The sequence below is a fragment of the Bradyrhizobium erythrophlei genome, from assembly GCF_042430365.1.
GTDB classification, from domain to species: domain Bacteria; phylum Pseudomonadota; class Alphaproteobacteria; order Rhizobiales; family Xanthobacteraceae; genus Bradyrhizobium; species Bradyrhizobium erythrophlei.
The window spans coordinates 16,345-34,842 of record NZ_JBHMET010000222.1 but is presented as its reverse complement, the minus strand read 5'-3'; the positions used below and the strand labels follow the sequence as shown (position 1 = coordinate 34,842).

The 18,498-nt window shown below is 64.6% G+C and carries 15 protein-coding genes; 9 read left to right on the top strand and 6 right to left on the bottom strand.

Going from position 1 to position 18,498, the window contains the following annotated elements; genetic code table 11:
• Positions 1 to 20: 20 nt before the first annotated feature.
• From ACFFWD_RS31135 to ACFFWD_RS31115, 5 genes are all read right to left on the bottom strand, one after another.
• Positions 21 to 1,043, bottom strand: a complete 1,023-nt coding sequence (locus tag ACFFWD_RS31135; protein ID WP_376971916.1) for a branched-chain amino acid ABC transporter permease — start codon at positions 1,041 to 1,043, stop codon at positions 21 to 23.
• 2 nt (positions 1,044 to 1,045) lie between these two features.
• The gene (locus tag ACFFWD_RS31130; RefSeq protein WP_376971913.1) at positions 1,046 to 1,924 is read right to left on the bottom strand and encodes a branched-chain amino acid ABC transporter permease; all 879 of its coding nucleotides are present in this window, start codon (positions 1,922 to 1,924) and stop codon (positions 1,046 to 1,048) included.
• Between the two features lie 12 nt (positions 1,925 to 1,936).
• Positions 1,937 to 2,650, bottom strand: a complete 714-nt coding sequence (locus ACFFWD_RS31125) for an ABC transporter ATP-binding protein (protein WP_376971911.1) — start codon at positions 2,648 to 2,650, stop codon at positions 1,937 to 1,939.
• Positions 2,647 to 3,444, bottom strand: coding sequence for an ABC transporter ATP-binding protein (locus ACFFWD_RS31120; RefSeq protein WP_376971909.1), 798 nt, complete (start codon positions 3,442 to 3,444; stop codon positions 2,647 to 2,649). Before ACFFWD_RS31120 ends, ACFFWD_RS31125 begins: the two co-directional genes overlap by 4 nt.
• A gap of 69 nt (positions 3,445 to 3,513) precedes the next feature.
• Positions 3,514 to 4,380, bottom strand: a complete 867-nt coding sequence (locus ACFFWD_RS31115) for an IclR family transcriptional regulator (protein ID WP_376971907.1) — start codon at positions 4,378 to 4,380, stop codon at positions 3,514 to 3,516.
• Positions 4,381 to 4,563: 183 nt separating this feature from the next.
• Here ACFFWD_RS31115 and ACFFWD_RS31110 point away from each other — a divergent pair, with 183 nt between their 5' ends.
• The 8 genes from ACFFWD_RS31110 (at position 4,564) to ACFFWD_RS31075 (ending at position 17,059) form a co-directional block, all read left to right on the top strand.
• Positions 4,564 to 6,660, top strand: a complete 2,097-nt coding sequence (locus ACFFWD_RS31110) for a 3-hydroxyacyl-CoA dehydrogenase NAD-binding domain-containing protein (protein ID WP_376971905.1) — start codon at positions 4,564 to 4,566, stop codon at positions 6,658 to 6,660.
• A gap of 175 nt (positions 6,661 to 6,835) precedes the next feature.
• Complete coding sequence (gene pimA / locus ACFFWD_RS31105) at positions 6,836 to 8,524, top strand: dicarboxylate--CoA ligase PimA (protein ID WP_376971903.1); 1,689 nt, start codon at positions 6,836 to 6,838, stop codon at positions 8,522 to 8,524.
• Positions 8,525 to 8,618: 94 nt separating this feature from the next.
• A complete protein-coding gene (pimC, locus tag ACFFWD_RS31100) occupies positions 8,619 to 9,809 on the top strand; it encodes a pimeloyl-CoA dehydrogenase large subunit (RefSeq protein WP_376971901.1) in 1,191 nt (396 codons plus the stop codon).
• Between the two features lie 132 nt (positions 9,810 to 9,941).
• On the top strand, positions 9,942 to 11,087 hold the full coding sequence (gene pimD / locus ACFFWD_RS31095; RefSeq protein WP_376971899.1) for a pimeloyl-CoA dehydrogenase small subunit: 1,146 nt from the start codon (positions 9,942 to 9,944) through the stop codon (positions 11,085 to 11,087).
• 118 nt (positions 11,088 to 11,205) lie between these two features.
• Positions 11,206 to 11,979, top strand: a complete 774-nt coding sequence (locus ACFFWD_RS31090; protein WP_376971897.1) for an SDR family NAD(P)-dependent oxidoreductase — start codon at positions 11,206 to 11,208, stop codon at positions 11,977 to 11,979.
• A gap of 236 nt (positions 11,980 to 12,215) precedes the next feature.
• Positions 12,216 to 13,718 (top strand): glycerol kinase GlpK, encoded by a 1,503-nt coding sequence (gene glpK / locus ACFFWD_RS31085; protein WP_376971895.1) that lies wholly within the window; start codon positions 12,216 to 12,218, stop codon positions 13,716 to 13,718.
• Between the two features lie 49 nt (positions 13,719 to 13,767).
• Positions 13,768 to 16,212 (top strand): penicillin acylase family protein, encoded by a 2,445-nt coding sequence (locus tag ACFFWD_RS31080; protein ID WP_376971893.1) that lies wholly within the window; start codon positions 13,768 to 13,770, stop codon positions 16,210 to 16,212.
• Positions 16,213 to 16,255: 43 nt separating this feature from the next.
• Positions 16,256 to 17,059, top strand: coding sequence for a hypothetical protein (locus ACFFWD_RS31075; RefSeq protein ID WP_376971891.1), 804 nt, complete (start codon positions 16,256 to 16,258; stop codon positions 17,057 to 17,059).
• A 5-nt stretch (positions 17,060 to 17,064) separates the two neighbouring features.
• Here ACFFWD_RS31075 and ACFFWD_RS31070 read toward each other — a convergent pair whose 3' ends face one another.
• The gene (locus ACFFWD_RS31070; RefSeq protein WP_376971889.1) at positions 17,065 to 17,481 is read right to left on the bottom strand and encodes a DUF6636 domain-containing protein; all 417 of its coding nucleotides are present in this window, start codon (positions 17,479 to 17,481) and stop codon (positions 17,065 to 17,067) included.
• Positions 17,482 to 17,626: 145 nt separating this feature from the next.
• Between ACFFWD_RS31070 and ACFFWD_RS31065 the strand changes: the two genes are divergently transcribed.
• Positions 17,627 to 18,256, top strand: a complete 630-nt coding sequence (locus tag ACFFWD_RS31065) for a glutathione S-transferase family protein (protein ID WP_376971928.1) — start codon at positions 17,627 to 17,629, stop codon at positions 18,254 to 18,256.
• Positions 18,257 to 18,498 lie beyond the last annotated feature (242 nt).

Here is an 18,498-nt window from a genome sequence, read left to right as displayed (position 1 = left end):
GGTCTTGCTTCTTCGGATTCTTAGTTCTTCTTCAGTTTAACCATCACTTGATGGGCCGCGATCGCGATCTGCCTGGCGCCGTGCGGCACGAGGAAGATGACGACGAACAGCAGCACGCCGAACACGGCGCCCGAGAGGCCCTTGGAAATGCCTTCGGCGATGTTGGGCACGAAGATGATGAAGGCCGAACCGACGATCGAGCCCGGTAGCCAGCCGACGCCGCCGACAACCATGCCGAGGAACAGCGAGATCGCGAGCGTGATGGTGTAGCCATCGGGCGCGACGAACTGCACCGCGATGGCGCCAAGCCCGCCGGCGATGCCGGTGATGCCGGCCGAGACGCCGAACGCCAGCGTCTTGTACAGCGCGACGTCGACGCCCATCGCGGAGGCCGCGATCTCGTTGTCGCGGATCGCCATGAAGGCGCGCCCGGAGCGCGAGCGCAGCAGGTTCACCGAGGCGACGTAGATCGCGATCGTGATCACCAGCGTGAAGTAATAGAGCCACATGTCCTGCGACATCGGCAGGCCGAACGGCGCATCTGGCTTGGTCACGACCAGGCCCTGCACGCCGCCGGTCCAGTGCTCGAAGAAGCCGAGCTTGAGCAGTTGCGGCATCGCGGTCGCGAGCGCAAAGGTCGCGAGCGCGAGGTAGACGCCGGAAAGCCGCAGCGCCGGCTGGCCGAACAGGAAGCCGAAGCCGAAGCAGATGATGCCGGCGATCGGCAGCGTCAGGGCATAGTTCATGCCCGCATGCTCCATCAGGATCGCCGAGGTGTAGGCGCCAACCGCGTAGAACGCACTCTGGCCGAGCGAGAACTGACCCGAGCCACCGGTCAGGATGTTCAGCGCCAGCACCGCGAGGCCGTAGATCAGGAGCATCGTCATCTGGAAGATGATGAAGTTCTTGACGAGCAGCGGGGTGATGAGCAGCGCGGCCAGTACCACCAGCGAGGTGCCGTAGCCGAGCGTCATGGCGCGCTTCGGAACGGCCTCGACGGCCTGGCCTTCGGTGACGACTTCGACTTCTTCAGCGGCGCTCATGATCAAACTCGCTTGACGATGGCCCGGCCGAACAGGCCTGCCGGTTTGACGACCAGGACGGTGATGATCAGCGCAAGCGCGATCGGGAGTTTCAGCTCGTTGCCGACGCCGGGAATGTAGGTGCCGGCGAGGTTCTCGAAGATGCCGACCAGGAAGCCGCCGACGACGGCGCCGAGCGGCGAGGTCAGGCCGCCGAGCACGGCAGAGGCGAAGCCGTAGATCAAGACGCCGCCCATCATGTTGGGCTCGAGGAACACGACGGGTGCGATCAGGATGCCGGCGATCGCGCCGATCGCGGACGCCATGCCCCAGCCCAGCGCAATCATCCAGCTCGTGTTGATGCCGACCAGGCGGGCCGATTCAGGCAGCGAGGCCGCCGCCCGCATCGCCAGACCGATCCGGGTGAACTGGAAGAAGAAGTAGAGGCCGAGCAACATCAGCAAGGTGACGCCGATCATGCCGGCCTGGTGGGTCGAGATCAGCTGGCTGCCGAGGAACGGCGCGGAGCCGAACGGTGTCGGGTACTGCTTGATGGTGAAGTCCCAGATCAGGCCGGCACAGGAGTTGATGATCGCAAACAACGCGATGAAGCCGGCGACGTTGGTCAGGATCGGCGCCTTGGCCAAGGGCTTGAACAACACCCGCTCGATGATGATGCCGCCCGCGAACGAGATGATCACCGTGAACAGGAAGGCCCACCAATAGGGCACGCCCCATTGCATCAGCTGCCAGGAGATGAAGGTAGAGAACATCGCCATTTCGCCCTGGGCGAAATTCAGATGATCGATGGCCTGGTAGATCATGACCACCGCCAGCGCCATACAGGCATAGATGGCGCCGGTGGCGATGCCGGCCAGGACCTGGTTGGCAAAAAGTTCCATTGTGCCAGCTCCTCAGTAGCCGAGATAGGATTTGCGGACGTCTTCGTTGTTCGCGATGTCCTTGGCATTGCCCGACATCACGATCCGTCCGGTTTCGATCACATAGGCCTGGTCGGCGAGCTCGAGCGCGAGCTGCGCGTTCTGCTCGACCACCAGGATGGTGACCTTTTCTTCGCGATTGATCTTGCCGAGGATACGGAACAGGTCGCGCACGACCAGCGGCGCCAGGCCGAACGACGGCTCGTCGAGCAGCATCAGCCGCGGCCGCAGCATCAGCGCGCGGGCGACCGCGAGCATCTGCTGCTCGCCGCCCGACAGCGTGCCGGCCTGCTGCGTGTAGCGCTGCTTCAGCACCGGGAAGTGCTCGTACATCCGCTCGATGTCGGCGACGATGTCCTTCTTGTCGGTGCGGGTGATGGCCCCGAGCTGCAGGTTCTCCTCCACCGTCATGGTGGTGAAGGTGCCGCGGCCCTGCGGCACATGGGCGATGCCGAGGCGGACGACGTTCTCGGTCGTGCGGCTGCCGATCGGCTTGCCCTCGAACTCGATCGCGCCGGTCAGGCGCACCATGTTGCAGATCGCCCGCAGCGTGGTGGTCTTGCCGGCGCCGTTGGCGCCGAGCAGCGTGGTCAGCGAGCCCTCGTTGAGCTGGAAATTGATGCCGTGCAGGGCCTGGACCTGGCCGTAATAGGCACGCAGGTCCTTGACGTTGAGCAGCGTGGTCATTGGTCCTTGCTCCCCAGATAGGCCTTGATGACATCCGGGTCGGCCTGGATCTGGGCCGGCGTTCCCTCGGCAAGCTTGCGGCCGAAATTGAGCGCGACCACGTGATCGGCGATCGACATCACGAGGCCCATGTGGTGCTCGACCAGCAGCACGGTGATGTGCCGATCGTCGCGGATTTTGCGGATGAGGTCGCCGAGCACATAGACTTCCTCATGGTTGAGGCCGCCGGCCGGCTCGTCGAGCAAAAGGATCTTCGGTTCCGCGGCGAGCGCCCGCGCCAGCTCGACGCGCTTCTGGGTGCCGAAGGGCAGGCCGGAGACAGTGGTGTGGGCGACGTCCTCGAGGTCGAGATAGCCGAGGATCTCGTGCACCTTCTCGTTCATCGCGGCTTCGCCGCGGCGAATCCAGGCGAGCCGGAGCGAGTCGCTGACGATGTCGCTGGAGGTGCGGGCGTGCGCGCCGACGCGCACATTGTCGAGCACCGAAAGGTTGGGAAACAGCGCGACGTTCTGGAACGTGCGGCCGATGCCGATCTCGGCGATCCGGTGCGGCGGGCGCGTCAGGATGCTGGCGCCTTCCATCAGGATGTCGCCGGATGACGGCTGGTAGAGCCGCGACAGGCAGTTGAACAGCGTCGTCTTGCCGGCGCCGTTCGGGCCGATCAGGCCGAGGATCTGACCCTTGCGCATGTCAAACGACACGCCGTTCAGTGCGATGATGCCGCCGAACACGACGCTGACGTCGCGAACCGCGAGCAGGGGCGCATTCCCTTGCGCGAGCTGTGCCTGCGTCATCTCGTCTCGCCCGCCATCTTCATGCGGTGCGAGCCAACCTGCGATCTCTCTCGCTGGTCGTGATGGAGGCTATCTGATCCCCTCGGCCAAACGTGCAACTTTCCCTCCTGGTCTGGACTTTTTGCTTTCTTCTTTTTTGGATTGCGGCGCCATCCCGCCCAGCGCCTGCTCGATGTTCCTTACCATCGCGACAAGACGAGGTCCAATGTCGTTGCGCAGTCTATCTTCCGTGAAGCGGAATGCCGGCGCGCCGCAATTGAAGGCATAGGGACCGGTTCCGTCGTTCAGCTTCAACGCAACGCCAACGGCTGCGACGTCATTCTGCCAGTCGCCGGTCGACATGGTGAAACCGTATTTCGCCACCGTCTCCCCGGCGCGCTCGATGCCGTCCCGCATCTTGGCCCAGCGGCTGCCATAGTGATCGCGCAGTTCGCGCAATAAAGCGGCCCGGTCGTCGGGAGGCAATGCCCAAATATAGGCACGCCCCATCGCCGTGGTCGCGATGGGTATCCGCGAACCGACGTCGAGCTGCACGCCGAGCGTCAGCCCGTTCCGGCTCTGGCCGAAGTAAATCATGCTGTGACGGTCGCGGCCGCCGACCGCAACGGCGCCGCCGGTCGCACGCATCACTTCTTCTCGATAGGGCTCGGACAAATGCCGAACGCCGAGATTGGCAAGCGCCGCATAGCCGAGCGCCATTGCCGACGGGGCGAGCTGGTACTTCTCGAACCTTGGAACGGGTGTAAGGTATCCCAGCTTGGTCAGCGTGTAGGTCAGCCGGGAGATGGTTGGCTTCGGTAGTTTGGTGCGGGCCGCAATCTCCTGATTGCCAAGAAGCCCGTCGTTGGGTTGGAATGCGCGCAGAACATCAAGTCCGCGGGAAAGCGCGACGACGAAGTTGCGATCGGTCGCTGCTTTCTTGCCAGAACGCTTCATTCCCTGTCGCTTTGTCATGCTCGTTGACAAGGGACGTGCTTCAAAATAACCCTCGCTGTCAAGATGTGGAATTTAATTTCGCAGTGCGAAATTAGTATGAAGCAGCCGGCGAAGTAGCGGCTGAGCGCAAGTCGCGCAGCTACTCAACACAAGTTCAAGAACAGACATCCAGGGAGAGTCTCCGTGAGTGAAGTCGTCAAGCTCGAGCGTCATGACAACATTGCTGTCGTCACGGTTAACAGTCCTCCCGTGAATGCGCTCAGTGCCGCCGTGCGTGGCGGTATTTTCGAATGCATAAAGGCCGCGATCGCCGATCCGCAGGTCCAGGGCATCGTGCTGACCTGCGGCGGCCGCACCTTCATCGCCGGCGCCGACATCACCGAGTTCGGCAAGCCGCCGAAGCCGCCCGGCCTCGCCGAAGTGCTGAGCCTGATGGAAGACTCGCCGAAGCCGATCGTCGCCGCCATCCACGGCACCGCGCTCGGCGGCGGTCTTGAGGTCGCGCTGGCCTGCCACTATCGCGTCGCCACCAAGGACGCCAAGCTCGGCCTGCCCGAGGTGAAGCTCGGCCTGCTGCCGGGTGCCGGCGGCACCCAGCGCCTGCCGCGCGCGGTCGGCCCCGAACTCGCGGTCAAGATGATCGTCGGCGGCGACCCGATCAGCGCCGAGGTGGCGCTCAAGAGCGGCCTGATCGAGGAGATCGTGGAAGGCCCGGCGTCGGGTGGCAAAGCCTTCGCGCGCAAGCTGGTCGCCGAGAAGCGTCCGCTGCGCAAGCTGCGCGATGACGACTCCAAGCTCGCCGCGGCCAAGGCCGATCGTTCGATCTTCACCAATGCCGTGGCCGCGATGACCAAGAAGTCGCGCGGGCTGGAAGCGCCGTTCGCGGCGGCGGATGCCGTCGGCGCCGCGATCGACCTGCCGTTCGACGAAGGTCTGAAGAAGGAGCGCGAGGGCTTCCTCAAGCTCGTCGCGGGCGACCAGTCCAAGGCGCAGCGTTACGCCTTCTTCGCCGAGCGCGAGGCGGCCAAGGTCGCCGGCGTCCCCGAAGGCACCAAGGGCCGCAACGTGTCGCGCGTCGCCATCATCGGCGCCGGCACCATGGGCGGCGGCATCGCGATGTCCTTCGCCAATGCCGGCATCCCGGTCACGCTGATCGAGACCGGCGAAGAGCAGCTCAAGCGCGGCTTGGGCATCATGCAGAAGAACTACGAGGCGACCGCGGCGCGCGGCGGCATCCCGGCGGATGCGCCGGCCAAGCGCATGGCGCTGATCACCGGCGTGGTCGGCCTCGAGAACGTCAAGGATGCTGACCTGGTCATCGAAGCCGTGTTCGAGACCATGGCGGTCAAGAAGGAAGTGTTCGGCAAGCTCGACCAGTTCGCCAAGCCGGGCGCGGTGCTCGCGTCCAACACCTCGTACCTGAACATCGACGAGATCGCCAAGGAGACCAAACGTCCGCAGGACGTGCTCGGCATGCACTTCTTCTCGCCGGCCAATGTGATGAAGCTGTGCGAGATCGTGCGCGCCGACAAGACCGCGCCCGATGCGCTCGTCACCGCGGTGTCGATCGCGCGCAAGATCGCGAAGGTGCCGGCGGTGGTCGGCGTCTGCGACGGCTTCGTCGGCAACCGCATGCTGGCGCAGCGCGGCAAGCAGGCCGAGAAGCTGCTGTTCGAAGGCGCTCTGCCGCAGCAGGTCGACGCCGTCGTCACCAAGTTCGGCATGCCGATGGGCCCGTTCGCGATGGGCGATCTCGCCGGCCTCGACATCGGCTGGCGCTCGCGCAAGGACCGCGGCATCAAGTCGGAGATCGCGGACGCGCTGTGCGAAGCCGGCCGCTTCGGCCAGAAGACCGGCAAGGGCTACTACAAGTATGAGCAGGGCTCCCGCGCGGCGCTGCCCGATCCGGAGGTCGAGAAGCTGATCGACGAGACGCTGGCTCGCCTCGGCCGCAAGAAGCGCGTCGTCAGCGACGAGGAGATCCTCGAGCGCATGATGTACCCGATGATCAATGAGGGCGCGAAGATCCTCGCCGAGGGCATCGCGGCGCGGCCGAGCGACATCGACGTGGTCTGGCTCTATGGCTATGGCTGGCCGATCTATCGCGGCGGCCCGATGTTCTGGGCCGACACGGTGGGTCTGAAGCACATCGCCGACCGTCTCGCCTTCTATGCCAAGGAGACCAACGATCCGTCGCTCGAGCCGGCGCCGCTGCTCAGGAAGCTCGCGGATGAAGGCAAGACCTTCGCCTCGCTCGCCGCGCCGTCGAAGGCGGCGTGATCGCCTTCGTAGCCACGGACTCGGCGTCAGGGTTCCCTCCGCCCTTGCGGGGGAGGGTTAGGGAGAGGGGTGGCCACATCGGGACTGCCCGTGTGAACCCCCTTCCCCACCCCCTCCCCACAAGGGGGAGGGGAGCCCGCACAGCGGGGTCACCTCACGGAAGTAAGAACTTTCCATGACCTATCCCGGCGAACAATTCTATCCGAAGGGCGTGCGCTGGAGCGATCCGATCGCGTGCGGCACCCTGCCGGACCTGCTCTCGACCGCGGCCGCCGAGTTCGGCGCGCGACCCGCCATCGAATTTCGGGAGCGGCCGATCAGCTACAACGAGCTGGAAGCCCTGGTTGAAACCGCAGCCAGCGCGTTCATGCGCGCTGGCTACGGCAAGAACACCTCGGTCGCGCTGTTCCTCGGCAATACGCCGGACCATCCGATCAATTTCTTCGGCGCGCTGAAGGCCGGCGCCCGCATCGTACATCTGTCGCCGCTCGACGGCGAGATTGCGCTGTCGCACAAGCTGTCGGATTCCGGGGCGCGCGTGCTGGTCACCAGCAATCTGTCGGCGCTGCTGCCGACCGCGCTCAAGTTCCTCGCCAAGGGCCTGCTCGACCGTCTGATCGTCTGCGAGGACGATCATTGGGGCAAGGTCGGCACGCCGCAGACGGCGCTGCCGGACAATCCAGCGATTATCACATACAGGCAGTTCATCGACGGCGCGACCAAGCCTGCGCACTGGCCCGCGATCGACGTCGAGGACGTCGCGCTCCTGCAATATACCGGCGGCACCACCGGCCTGCCGAAGGGCGCGATGCTGAGCCACGGCAATCTGACCGCGGCGGTGTCGGTCTATGACGTCTGGGGCAAGCCGGCGCGGCTCGAACGCAACGCGGTCGAGCGCGTGATCTGCGTGCTGCCGCTGTTCCACATCTATGCGCTGACCGTCGTGCTGCTGTCGTCGATCCGCCGCGGCAATCTGATCTCGCTGCACCAGCGTTTCGATGTCGAGGCCGTGATGCGCGACATCGAGGTCAAGCGCGCCACGGTGTTTCCCGGCGTGCCGACGATGTGGATCGCGATCGCTTCGCTGCCCGATCTCGACAAGCGCGATCTCTCCTCGCTCGTGGTTGCCGGCTCCGGCGGCGCGCCGCTGCCGGTGGAGGTCGCCACGATATTTGAGCGTCGCGTCGGCATGAAGCTGAAGAGCGGCTGGGGCATGACGGAAACCTGCTCGCCCGGCACCGGCCATCCGAAGGAGGGGCCGGAGAAGCCCGGCTCGATCGGGCTGATGCTGCCCGGCATCGAGCTCGACGTGGTGTCGCTTGAGGATTCCACCAAGGTGATGCCGGTGGGCGAGGTCGGCGAGATCCGCATCCGCGGTCCGAACGTGACCAAAGGCTACTGGAACCGGCCGAAGGACACCGCGGAGGCCTTCGTCGGCGACCGCTTCCTCACCGGCGATATCGGCTACATGGACGCCGACGGCTATTTCTACCTGGTCGACCGCAAGAAGGACATGATCATCTCCGGCGGCTTCAACGTCTATCCGCAGATGATCGAGCAGGCGATCTACACCCATCCCGCCGTGCAGGAGGTGATCGTGATCGGGATATCAGACGATTACCGCGGCGAGGCGGCGAAAGCCTTCATCAAGCTGCGCGACGGGCAACAACCGTTCTCGATCGACGAGCTGCGCGCGTTCCTCACCGGCAAGCTCGGCAAGCACGAATTGCCGGCGGCGGTCGAGTTCGTTACCGAGCTGCCGCGCACGCCGGTCGGCAAGCTGTCGCGCCATGAATTGCGCCAGCAGCAACCGCAGACCTCTCAACCCCATCCGCAACAGACCGCATCAGGATCCCGTTCATGACCGACGCCGTTATCGGGCCTGTTCGAGGTGGTGCACTGACCAAGTAGAAACAGATCGCAATACGACCAAAACTATTCGTTCAAAGGAGGATCCGATGGATCTCGCTTTCACCAAGGAAGAGATAGCGTTTCGTGAGGAGGTGCGGGAGTTCTTCAAGAACAACGTCCCGCCGGAGACGCGGCGCAAGCTGCAGGAAGGCCGTCATCTGTCGAAGGACGAGATGGTGACATGGTGGCGCATCCTCAACAAGAAGGGCTGGGGCGTCACGCACTGGCCGAAGGAATATGGCGGCACGGGGTGGACCTCGGTGCAGCACTACATCTTCAACGAGGAGCTGCAGTCCTATCCGGCGCCGCAGCCGCTCGCCTTCGGCGTCAGCATGGTCGGCCCGGTCATCTACACCTTCGGTAACGAAAAGCAGAAGAAGGAATACCTGCCGCGCATCGCCAATGTCGACGACTGGTGGTGCCAGGGCTTCTCGGAGCCGGGCTCGGGATCGGACCTCGCGTCGCTGAAGACCAAGGCCGAGCGCAAGGGCGACAAGTGGATCATCAACGGCCAGAAGACCTGGACCACGCTCGCCCAGCACGCCGACATGATCTTCTGCCTCTGCCGCACCGATAACAATGCGAAGAAGCAGATGGGCATCTCCTTCATCGTGTTCTCGATGAAGTCGAAGGGCGTCACCGTACGCCCGATCCAGACCATCGACGGCGGCCATGAGGTCAACGAGGTGTTCTTCGACGACGTCGAGGTTCCCTACGAGAACCTGATCGGCGAGGAGAACAAGGGCTGGGACTACGCCAAATTCCTGCTCGGCAATGAGCGCACCGGCATCGCCCGCGTCGGCGTCTCGAAGGAGCGGCTGCGCCGCATCCGCGACCTCGCCTCCAAGGTCGAGGCCGGCGGCCGTCCTGTGATCGAGGACCCGGCGTTCCGCGAAAAGCTCACGGCCTGCGAGATCGAGCTGAAGGCGCTCGAGCTGACCCAGCTCCGCGTCGTCGCCGATGAAGGCAAGCACGGCAAGGGCAAGCCCAATCCGGCGTCCTCGGTCTTGAAGATCAAGGGCTCGGAGATCCAGCAGACCACGACCGAGCTCCTGATGGAGGTGATCGGTCCGTTCGCTGCGCCCTATGACGAGCACGGCGACGCCGGCTCGAACGAGAGCATGGACTGGACCGCGCAGATCGCGCCGAGCTACTTCAACAACCGCAAGGTTTCGATCTACGGCGGCTCCAACGAGATCCAGCGCAACATCATCAGCAAGGCGGTGCTGGGGCTGTAAGCCACGACATCCGTCGTCATGGCCGGGCTTGACCCGGCCATCCACGCGACCCGCAAAGACAGGAAGACGTGGATGCCCGCGACAAGCGCGGGCATGACGGAACAAAGAGATCATTCGGAGAGAGTACGAAAAATGGATTTTGATCTGTCCGAGGAGCAGCGGCTTCTCAAGGAAAGCATCGACGGGCTTCTGACCGACGCCTACGACTTCGAGGCGCGCAAGAAGTACATGAAGGAGAAGGGCGGCTGGAGCAAAGCCGTCTGGGGCAAACTCGCCGAGCAGGGCCTGCTTGGCCTGCCGTTCGCCGAGGCCGATGGCGGCTTCGGCGCCGGCGCGGTCGAGACCATGATCGTGATGGAAGCGATGGGCAAGGCGCTGGTGGTCGAGCCGTATTTGGCCACCGTCGTCGTCGCCGGCGGCTTCCTGCGTCACGGCGGCTCGGCCGAGCAGAAGGCGCAGTACATTCCCGGCATCATCGACGGCAGCAAGACCTTTGCCTTCGCCCAGCTCGAGAAGAACTCGCGCTACGACCTGCACGACGTCGTCACGACGGCGAAGAAGAAGGGCAGTGGCTGGGTGATCGACGGCGAGAAGTTCGTCGTGCTGAACGGCGAGAACGCCGACACGTTGATCGTGACCGCGCGCACCAAGGGCGGCCAGCGCGACAAGACCGGCATCGGCGTGTTCCTTGTTCCGGCTGACGCCAAGGGCGTCACCAGGAAGGGCTATCCGACCCAGGACGGCTTGCACGCCGCCGACATCACCTTCACCAATGTCGAGGTCGACGGGAGTGCAGCGATCGGCGATCCCGAGAACGCGCTGCCCTTGATCGAGCGCGTGGCGGACGAAGCCCGCACTGCGATGTGCGCTGAGGCCGTCGGCGCCATGGACGAGTCGCTCAAGACCACCGTCGAATACATCAAAACGCGAAAACAGTTCGGCGTGGCGATCGGCTCGTTCCAGAGCCTGCAGCATCGCGCCGCCGACATGTTCGTGGCGTTGGAGCAGGCCCGCTCGATGTCGATGTTCGCGACCATGGCGTCCGACTTCGACTCCGCCAAGGAGCGCGCGTCGGCGATCGCCGCGGCCAAGGTGCAGGTCGGCAAGTCCCTGAAGTTCGTCGGCCAGCAGTCGATCCAGCTTCACGGCGGCATCGGCATGACCATGGAGGCCAAGATCGGCCACTACTTCAAGCGGCTGACCATGATCGAGAACACGCTCGGCGACACCGACTACCACCTCCGCCGTGTCAGCGACGGCGGCGGGCTGTTGGCGTAACCACCAGCGTCATTGCGAGCGTAAGCGAAGCAATCCATCTCACCGCTCCGGGACAGATGGATTGCTTCGTCGCTTACGCTCCTCGCAATGACGGCAGACAATCAGGGAGGCAACAACAATGAAAAACACCCCGTTCGATCTCACCGGCCAGGTCGCCGTCGTCACCGGCTCGAGCCGCGGCATCGGCCGCTCCTCGGCGGAACTCCTCGCCAAGCTCGGCGCCAAGGTCGTGATCTCCTCGCGCAAGGCGGACGCCTGCAAGGAGGTCGCCGACGGCATCAACAGCAACGGCGGCGATGCGATCGTCATTCCCTGCAACATCTCGCGCCGCGAGGAGGTCGAGGCGCTGATCGCGGGCGCGACCAAGCACTACGGCAAGATCGACATTCTGGTCTGCAACGCCGCAGTGAATCCGTATTACGGCCCGCTGCTCGACATCAAGGACGAGGCCTTCGACAAGATCATGGGCTCGAACGTCAAGAGCAACATCTGGCTCTGCGCGCTCGCGATCCCGCAGATGGCCGCGCGCGGCAAGGGCTCGGTCGTGATTGTCTCCTCGATCGGCGGCCTGCGCGGCTCGACGGTGATCGGCGCCTACGGCATTTCGAAGGCGGCGGATTTCGCGCTCTGTCGCAGCCTCGCCGGCGAATGGGGTCCGAAGGGCGTTCGCGTCAACTGCGTGGCGCCGGGCCTGGTGAAGACCGATTTCGCCCGCGCGCTGTGGGAAGACGCCGAGAACCTCAAGCGCCGCACCGCCACCACCCCGCTCCGCCGCATCGGCGAACCCGACGAGATCGCAGGTGCCGTGGCGTATCTCGCCTCCGATGCCTCGACCTTCATGACCGGCCAGACCATCGTGGTCGACGGCGGCGTGACCACGGCGGCGGTGTAAACTCTTCTCCCTCGCCCCGCTCTTGCGGGGAGAGGGTCGGGGTGAGGGGCTGCCTCCGCAAATTCGAAGCACCGTGAGTGCGGCGCCACCCCTCACCCGGCGCTCCGCGCCGACCTCTCCCCGCAAGAGCGGGGCGAGGTGAAGTAAGATGGCGATGCCTTGACCTTGCCGCGGTAATCCGCTCCTTTTGCCTCCCGACACAATCACCCCTCGGGAACGCCTAAGGAAGCCCCACCATGACTTTTGTGCTCGCCATCGATCAGGGCACCACGTCCTCGCGCGCCATCGTGTTTCGCAGCGATATTTCCATCGCCGCGGTGGCGCAGCAGGAGTTTCCGCAGCATTTCCCGGCCTCGGGCTGGGTCGAGCACGAGCCGGAGGACATCTGGACCTCGACCATCATGGTGTGCCGCGAGGCGCTGGAGAAGGCCGGCCTGAAGGCGAAAGACATCGCCGCGATCGGCATCACCAACCAGCGCGAGACCACCGTGGTGTGGGACCGCGCCACCGGCCAGGCCGTGCACCGCGCCATCGTCTGGCAGGACCGCCGCACCGCCGACATCTGCGCCAAGCTGAAGGCCGAGGGCCACGAGCCCGCGATCTCGGCCAAGACCGGGTTGATCATCGATCCCTATTTCTCGGGCACCAAGGTCGCCTGGATCCTCGATCATGTCCCCGGCGCGCGCGAGCGCGCCGAGCGCGGTGAGCTTTTGTTCGGCACCGTCGATTGCTACCTGCTCTGGCGCCTCACCGGCGGCAAGGTGCACGCGACCGACGCCACCAACGCCTCGCGCACGCTGCTGTTCAACATCCACACCGGCGAATGGGACGACGAGCTCGCAAAACTGCTGCGCGTGCCGCGCTCGATGCTCCCAGAGGTGAAGGATTCCTCCGCCCGGTTCGGCGAGAGCACCGCCGATCTGTTCGGCGGCGGAATCGCGATCTCCGGTATCGCCGGCGACCAGCAGGCCGCGACCATTGGCCAGGCCTGCTTCGAGCCCGGCATGATGAAGTCGACCTACGGCACCGGCTGCTTTGCCCTACTCAACACCGGCACCACGCCGGTCGCCTCGAAGAACAAGCTGCTCACGACAATTGCCTATCAGCTCAATGGCCAGCGCACCTACGCGCTCGAAGGTTCGATCTTCGTCGCCGGCTCTGCCGTGCAGTGGCTGCGCGACGGTATCGGGCTCATCAAGCACGCCGCCGAGACCGGCCCGCTCGCCGACAAATCCGATTCGATGCAGAGCGTCTACCTGGTGCCGGCTTTCGTCGGCATGGGCGCACCCTACTGGAATCCGCGCGTCCGCGGCGCGCTGTTCGGCCTCACGCGCAACACCGGCCCCGCCGAGCTCGCGCATGCGACTCTGGAAAGCGTCTGCTACCAGACCTTCGATCTCTGGGCCGCGATGCGCACCGACTGGCCGGAGGCGAACGCCGCCAACACCGTGCTGCGCGTCGACGGCGGCATGACGGCCTCGGACTGGACCATGCAGCGCCTCGCCGATCTCTTGAATGCGCCGGTCGATCGCCCGATGATCCAGGAGACCACGGCGTTAGGGGCCGCCTATCTCGCCGGCCTCAATGCCGATGTCTATCCGGAGCCCGCGAAATTCGCCGACAATTGGCGGCTCGAGCACCGCTTCAAGCCGGCGATGAGCGACGAGACCCGCGCGCGCAAGCTCGCAGGCTGGGCGCGCGCCGTGAAGGGCGTGCTGGCGAGCGACGAGGGGGAATAGCGCGCGAGCTCTGCGCGTTCGACAACAACAACCATCGGGGAGAAACAACATGAACACGGATCTCAACCGGGTCACCAGACTGATCGGCACAGCGCTCTGCGCCGCGCTGCTGACCTCATCAGCCGTCGCGCGCGACAAGGACAACGCGCTATCAGCCGCGCGGCAGATCAAGACCGACGTCGCCGGGCTGAAGGCGCCGGCCCAGATCCTGGTCGACGTCTGGGGCATTCCGCACATCTATGCCGGCAACGAGCAGGACCTGTTCTTCCTGCAAGGCTTCAACGCCGCGCGCGACCGGCTCTGGCAAATCGATCTCTGGCGCAAGCGCGGGCTCGGCCTGCTGGCGAAGGATTTCGGCCCCGCTTATGCCGAGCAGGACAAGGCGCTGCGGCTGTTCCTCTATCGCGGCGACATGAACGCCGAGTGGGCCGCCTATGGTCCGAAGGCGAAATCCTACGCGGAAGCCTTCGTCGCCGGCGTCAATGCTTACGTCGCCGATGTGAAAGCGGGCAAACGCCCGTTGCCGATCGAGTTCCGCATCGCGGGCTCGACGCCCGATTTGTGGTCGGCGGAAGACGTCGTTCGCGTCAGGAGCCACGGCCTGACCCGCAACGTCGCCTCCGAGGTGAAGCGCTCGCTGGTGGCCTGCGCCGCCGGCCTCGAGGCCGATCGCTTCCGCGTCAAGCTCGAGCCGGCATGGACCACGAAGATCCCGGACGGCCTCGACCCCTGCAGCGTGCCAAAGGCCGTGCTCGCGGCCTATGATCTCGCGACCCGCCCGGTCAAGTTCGCCGAGCCCAAGGACCGCCACGCGGCGCTGGCGCACGACCCCGACACCTATCTCGCTGAGGCCGACCAGCAGCGCGACACCATCGGCTCCAACAATTGGGTGATCGCGGCCTCGCGCACCGCGACCGGCCGGCCGATCCTCGCTAACGATCCGCATCGCGAGCACTCGGTGCCGTCGCTGCGCTACATCGTCGGCCTCAACGCGCCCGGCCTGTCCGTGATCGGCGCCGGCGAGCCGGCGCTGCCCGGCATCTCGATCGGCCACAACGGCACCATCGCGTTCGGGCTGACCATCTTCAACGTCGACCAGGAAGACCTCTACGTCTACGAGCTCAAGTCAGACAATCCGAACCAGTACCGCTACGGCAATGGCTGGGAGGACATGCGCATCGTGCACGAGAAGGAGGAGGTGAAGGGCGAGGGGACGCGCGACCTCGAGCTGAAATTCACCCGCCACGGTCCGGTGATCCATGTCGACGACGCGAAGAAGCATGCCTTCACGGTGCGCTCGATCTGGTTCGAGCCCGGCACCTCGGCCTATTTCGGCTCGTCCGACTACATGACCGCAAAGGACTGGAACGGCTTCCTCGGCGCGATGCGGCGCTGGGGCGCGCCGTCGGAGAACCAGGTCTATGCCGACACCAAGGGCAATATCGGCTGGGTCGCCGCCGGCAAGACGCCGCGCCGCCTCGGCTATGACGGCCTGATGCCGGTGCCCGGCGACGGCCGCTACGAGTGGCAGGGCTTCCTCTCGCTCGACGAGCTGCCGAAGTCCTATCAGCCGAAGCAGGGCTTCATCGCCACCGCCAATCAGATGAACCTGCCGGCCGACTATCCGGTCAATGAGCGCAGGGTCGGCTTCGAATGGGCTGACAGCGCGCGCTGGCAGCGCATCGTCGAGGTGCTGCAGGCGAACGGCAAGGTGACGCTCGCGGACGCAATGGACCTGCAGAATGACGACACCGGCATGCTCGCGCGGCGCCTCGTCGCGCTGTTGAGGCCGCTCACCTCAGACGATGCCAACGTCAAGAAGGGCCTCGAGCTCCTGAAAGCCTGGGACGCGCGCGACACCGCCGATAGCGCCGCGGCCGCGGTGTTCGAGGTCTGGATCGCCAACCATCTCGGCCCGGTGCTGCTCAAGATGTCGGCGCCGAAGGCGGCCGAGCTGATCGCACCCGAGGCCTCCAGCATCTCCGCGATCGTCGACTACCTCGAAAAGCCCGATGCCGCGCTCGGCGCCGATCCCGCCGCTGCGCGCGACCGCGTGCTGCGCGACAGCCTTGGCGAAGCCGTCGCCGACGTCACCGCAAAGCTCGGGTCCGATGCCTCGATGTGGCGCTGGGGCCGCCTGCATGTCGCAAAATTCGATCACGCGCTGTTGCCGCTCGCCGACAAGGCGACCGCAACGCAGCTCACGGTCGGCCCGCTCGCCTTCGGCGGCGCCGCCAACGTGCCGCGCGCCGCCACCTACCGCCGTTCCGACTATCAGCTGCTCTCCGGCGCCTCGTTCCGCATGGTGCTCGACGTCGGCAATTGGGACGCGAGCCGCACCATCAACACGCCGGGCCAGTCCGGCGATCCCTTCAACGCCCACTACCGCGACCTCGCCCCACTCTGGGCGACCGGCCAATACGTCCCGCTGCTCTACAGCCGCGCCGCGGTGGAAGCGGCGACGGCGGAAGCGATCACGCTGACGCCGCGGTGAGGGGGCGGCGTTGACAGGGTCAGTAGTGACTAGCGAAGCTCAGATGTCGAAAGAGAAGCCCAAATTACATCTCGAGATCAATCCTGCCCGTCTTGCCGAGATCATCGGCTCGGCCGTCTTCTCGAGCACTGAGGTTGTGAAACTTCATCTCAATTCTCTCTCGGACGAAAACCTCAACCGGCCATTGGAAGGAACTGGAGTCCTCTATAACTTTAAGGGACCAAATCTGAGCCTCGATCAACGCCGGGCCATGCACGAGAGCTGGATTCTGGCAAAGGCATTTCAGGAATTGTTGCGGGCCGTTCGTCACGCGCTGGAAGAGGCGCATGTTGTGGTCGCGCTCGTCACCAAGGAGCACAAAATTCGATCGAATGATACTCTTGGTGACTTCCTGATGCCTTTTCAAAGAAAAGCGGCCGGATTGCCGTTCCCCGATCTGTTGGAGGCTGTCAACGGCTTGCTAGATCAAAAGCTGGAATTTGCAGAATCCTACAAATCACTACAGGCGGCAAGGAACTGCTTGGAACATCGCGCCGGCATCGTAACCAATATCGAGACCAAGGGTGGCGCTGAATTCGCCTTGAGCATTCCGCGATTGAAGATTTTCTATATGAGAGGAAGCGACGAGATAGAAGTTGCTGCCGGCGAGCGCGTTGATCCCGGCGATGAGCGGGCTGAGGTCGAGATTCTGATGAAGATTGAGATTGAAAGGCGGACCGTCCGCAAAGGGGATAGGCTGTCCTTCACGCCAAAAGAATTCAACGAAATTGCGTTCGCTTGTTTTCGGCTAGGCCAACAGCTCGCCAGCCGATTGCCTAAGCCGAAGTTGAATACTGGGACAACGTAATTCCGCTAAAACACCTTCTGCTCCGCCCGCGACAGCATGAACCCGTGCTGCGCGGTGTTGGAGCATGTCACGCCCGTCTGCTCCGACCGGCAGGTGAATCCGCCGCGCTGCCAGGTCTCGCCATAGGCAAGCACGGGAAGCGCCGGATCCATCACGGTGTCGCCGTGGCAGATGGGAGCGGCGGTGCCGTTCGCGGCCATCTCGAAAGCGTCGCCCCAAGCGAGGTCGCAATCGGCCCGGCGGCGCGGTTCTTTGGCCATGGCGCTGATGTCGCAGCGGAGCATGGTCTGCTTGTCGCCGGTGAAGACCTGGCAGGCGATGTTCTTCGAGGGCGACTGGAAGCCGGTCGGACCGCTCTGGGCCTCGGCGCTGGCGGCAAGTGGCAGGAGCGCGAGCAGAATGATGAGGAGCCTATGCTTCATCGGTATGATCGGCGCGTTGCAATGCGGTGCAACCTATCTAGGATGATGCAAAGCGCAACCCCTGACCCAGCGTGTCAGTCGCACTTCGAAAGCCCTCGGCTTTCGAAGTATGGCACGCTGCGGCATGCCCAACAATGAGGCAAAGATGTTCCTGATCGGCCAGTACGACTCGCCCTTCGTCCGCCGCACCGCGATCGCGCTGCGGCTCTATGGGCTGCCGTTCGAGCACAAGCCGTGGTCGACCTTCGGCGATGCGGACAAGGTTGCAGCCTATAATCCAGCGCGCCGGGTGCCGACGCTGGTGCTCGATGACGGCGAGGCGCTGATCGAGAGCGGCGCGATCCTCGATTATCTCGACGAGCTGGTTGGACCGGACAAGGCGATGATCGCGCGCGCTGGCGCGGAGCGCCGCAAGCATCTGCGCATCATGGCGCTTGCGACCGGGCTCGGCGACAAGGCGGTGAGCCTGGTCTATGAGCGCGTGCTGCGAAAGGAGCAGCTCAAGCTGTGGGTCGAGCGTTGCGAGGCGCAGATCACGGGCGTGCTCGCCGCGCTGGAAAAGGAGCGCGCCGCGGTCAAGACGCCGTATTGGTTCGGCGAACGCATTGGACATGCCGACATCGCGGTCGCCTGCGTGCTGCGCTTCACCGGCGAGGCGCATCCGCATTTGTTCGGCGACCGCTATCCCGCGCTGAAGGCCCACGCCGCGCGTTGCGAAGCGCTGCCGCCGTTCCAGGAGATCGTGCAGCCGCTGGCGCCGCCGAGCGGCGACTGATCGTAGCAATCGTAGATCGCAGGGCGGATTAGCCGACCGCGTCCGCCGTAGCTCAACGAGCGAAGGTGGAAGGCGTAATCCGCCGTGTGCTTCTGAACGCGATGGCGGGTTACGCTCACGCTGACCCGCCCTACGGGTCTACGAGCCGTTTGCCCGTTACCTCTGATTTGCCCGACGGCGCAAGCCCCCGGCGCAAAAAAATTTCGGTTTTTCGGAAGCAAAAATCAGTGTATGAATCCGCT

What these genes read in the sequence shown, in the direction of transcription:
- ACFFWD_RS31135 (WP_376971916.1), bottom strand. Translation starts at nt 1,043, where the DNA reads ATGAGCGCCGCTGAAGAAGTCGAAGTCGTCACCGAAGGCCAGGCCGTC.
- ACFFWD_RS31130 (WP_376971913.1), bottom strand. Translation starts at nt 1,924, where the DNA reads ATGGAACTTTTTGCCAACCAGGTCCTGGCCGGCATCGCCACCGGCGCC.
- ACFFWD_RS31125 (WP_376971911.1), bottom strand. Translation starts at nt 2,650, where the DNA reads ATGACCACGCTGCTCAACGTCAAGGACCTGCGTGCCTATTACGGCCAG.
- ACFFWD_RS31120 (WP_376971909.1), bottom strand. Translation starts at nt 3,444, where the DNA reads ATGACGCAGGCACAGCTCGCGCAAGGGAATGCGCCCCTGCTCGCGGTT.
- ACFFWD_RS31115 (WP_376971907.1), bottom strand. Translation starts at nt 4,380, where the DNA reads ATGAAGCGTTCTGGCAAGAAAGCAGCGACCGATCGCAACTTCGTCGTC.
- pimA (WP_376971903.1), top strand. Translation starts at nt 6,836, where the DNA reads ATGACCTATCCCGGCGAACAATTCTATCCGAAGGGCGTGCGCTGGAGC.
- pimC (WP_376971901.1), top strand. Translation starts at nt 8,619, where the DNA reads ATGGATCTCGCTTTCACCAAGGAAGAGATAGCGTTTCGTGAGGAGGTG.
- pimD (WP_376971899.1), top strand. Translation starts at nt 9,942, where the DNA reads ATGGATTTTGATCTGTCCGAGGAGCAGCGGCTTCTCAAGGAAAGCATC.
- ACFFWD_RS31090 (WP_376971897.1), top strand. Translation starts at nt 11,206, where the DNA reads ATGAAAAACACCCCGTTCGATCTCACCGGCCAGGTCGCCGTCGTCACC.
- glpK (WP_376971895.1), top strand. Translation starts at nt 12,216, where the DNA reads ATGACTTTTGTGCTCGCCATCGATCAGGGCACCACGTCCTCGCGCGCC.
- ACFFWD_RS31080 (WP_376971893.1), top strand. Translation starts at nt 13,768, where the DNA reads ATGAACACGGATCTCAACCGGGTCACCAGACTGATCGGCACAGCGCTC.
- ACFFWD_RS31075 (WP_376971891.1), top strand. Translation starts at nt 16,256, where the DNA reads ATGTCGAAAGAGAAGCCCAAATTACATCTCGAGATCAATCCTGCCCGT.
- ACFFWD_RS31070 (WP_376971889.1), bottom strand. Translation starts at nt 17,481, where the DNA reads ATGAAGCATAGGCTCCTCATCATTCTGCTCGCGCTCCTGCCACTTGCC.
- ACFFWD_RS31065 (WP_376971928.1), top strand. Translation starts at nt 17,627, where the DNA reads ATGTTCCTGATCGGCCAGTACGACTCGCCCTTCGTCCGCCGCACCGCG.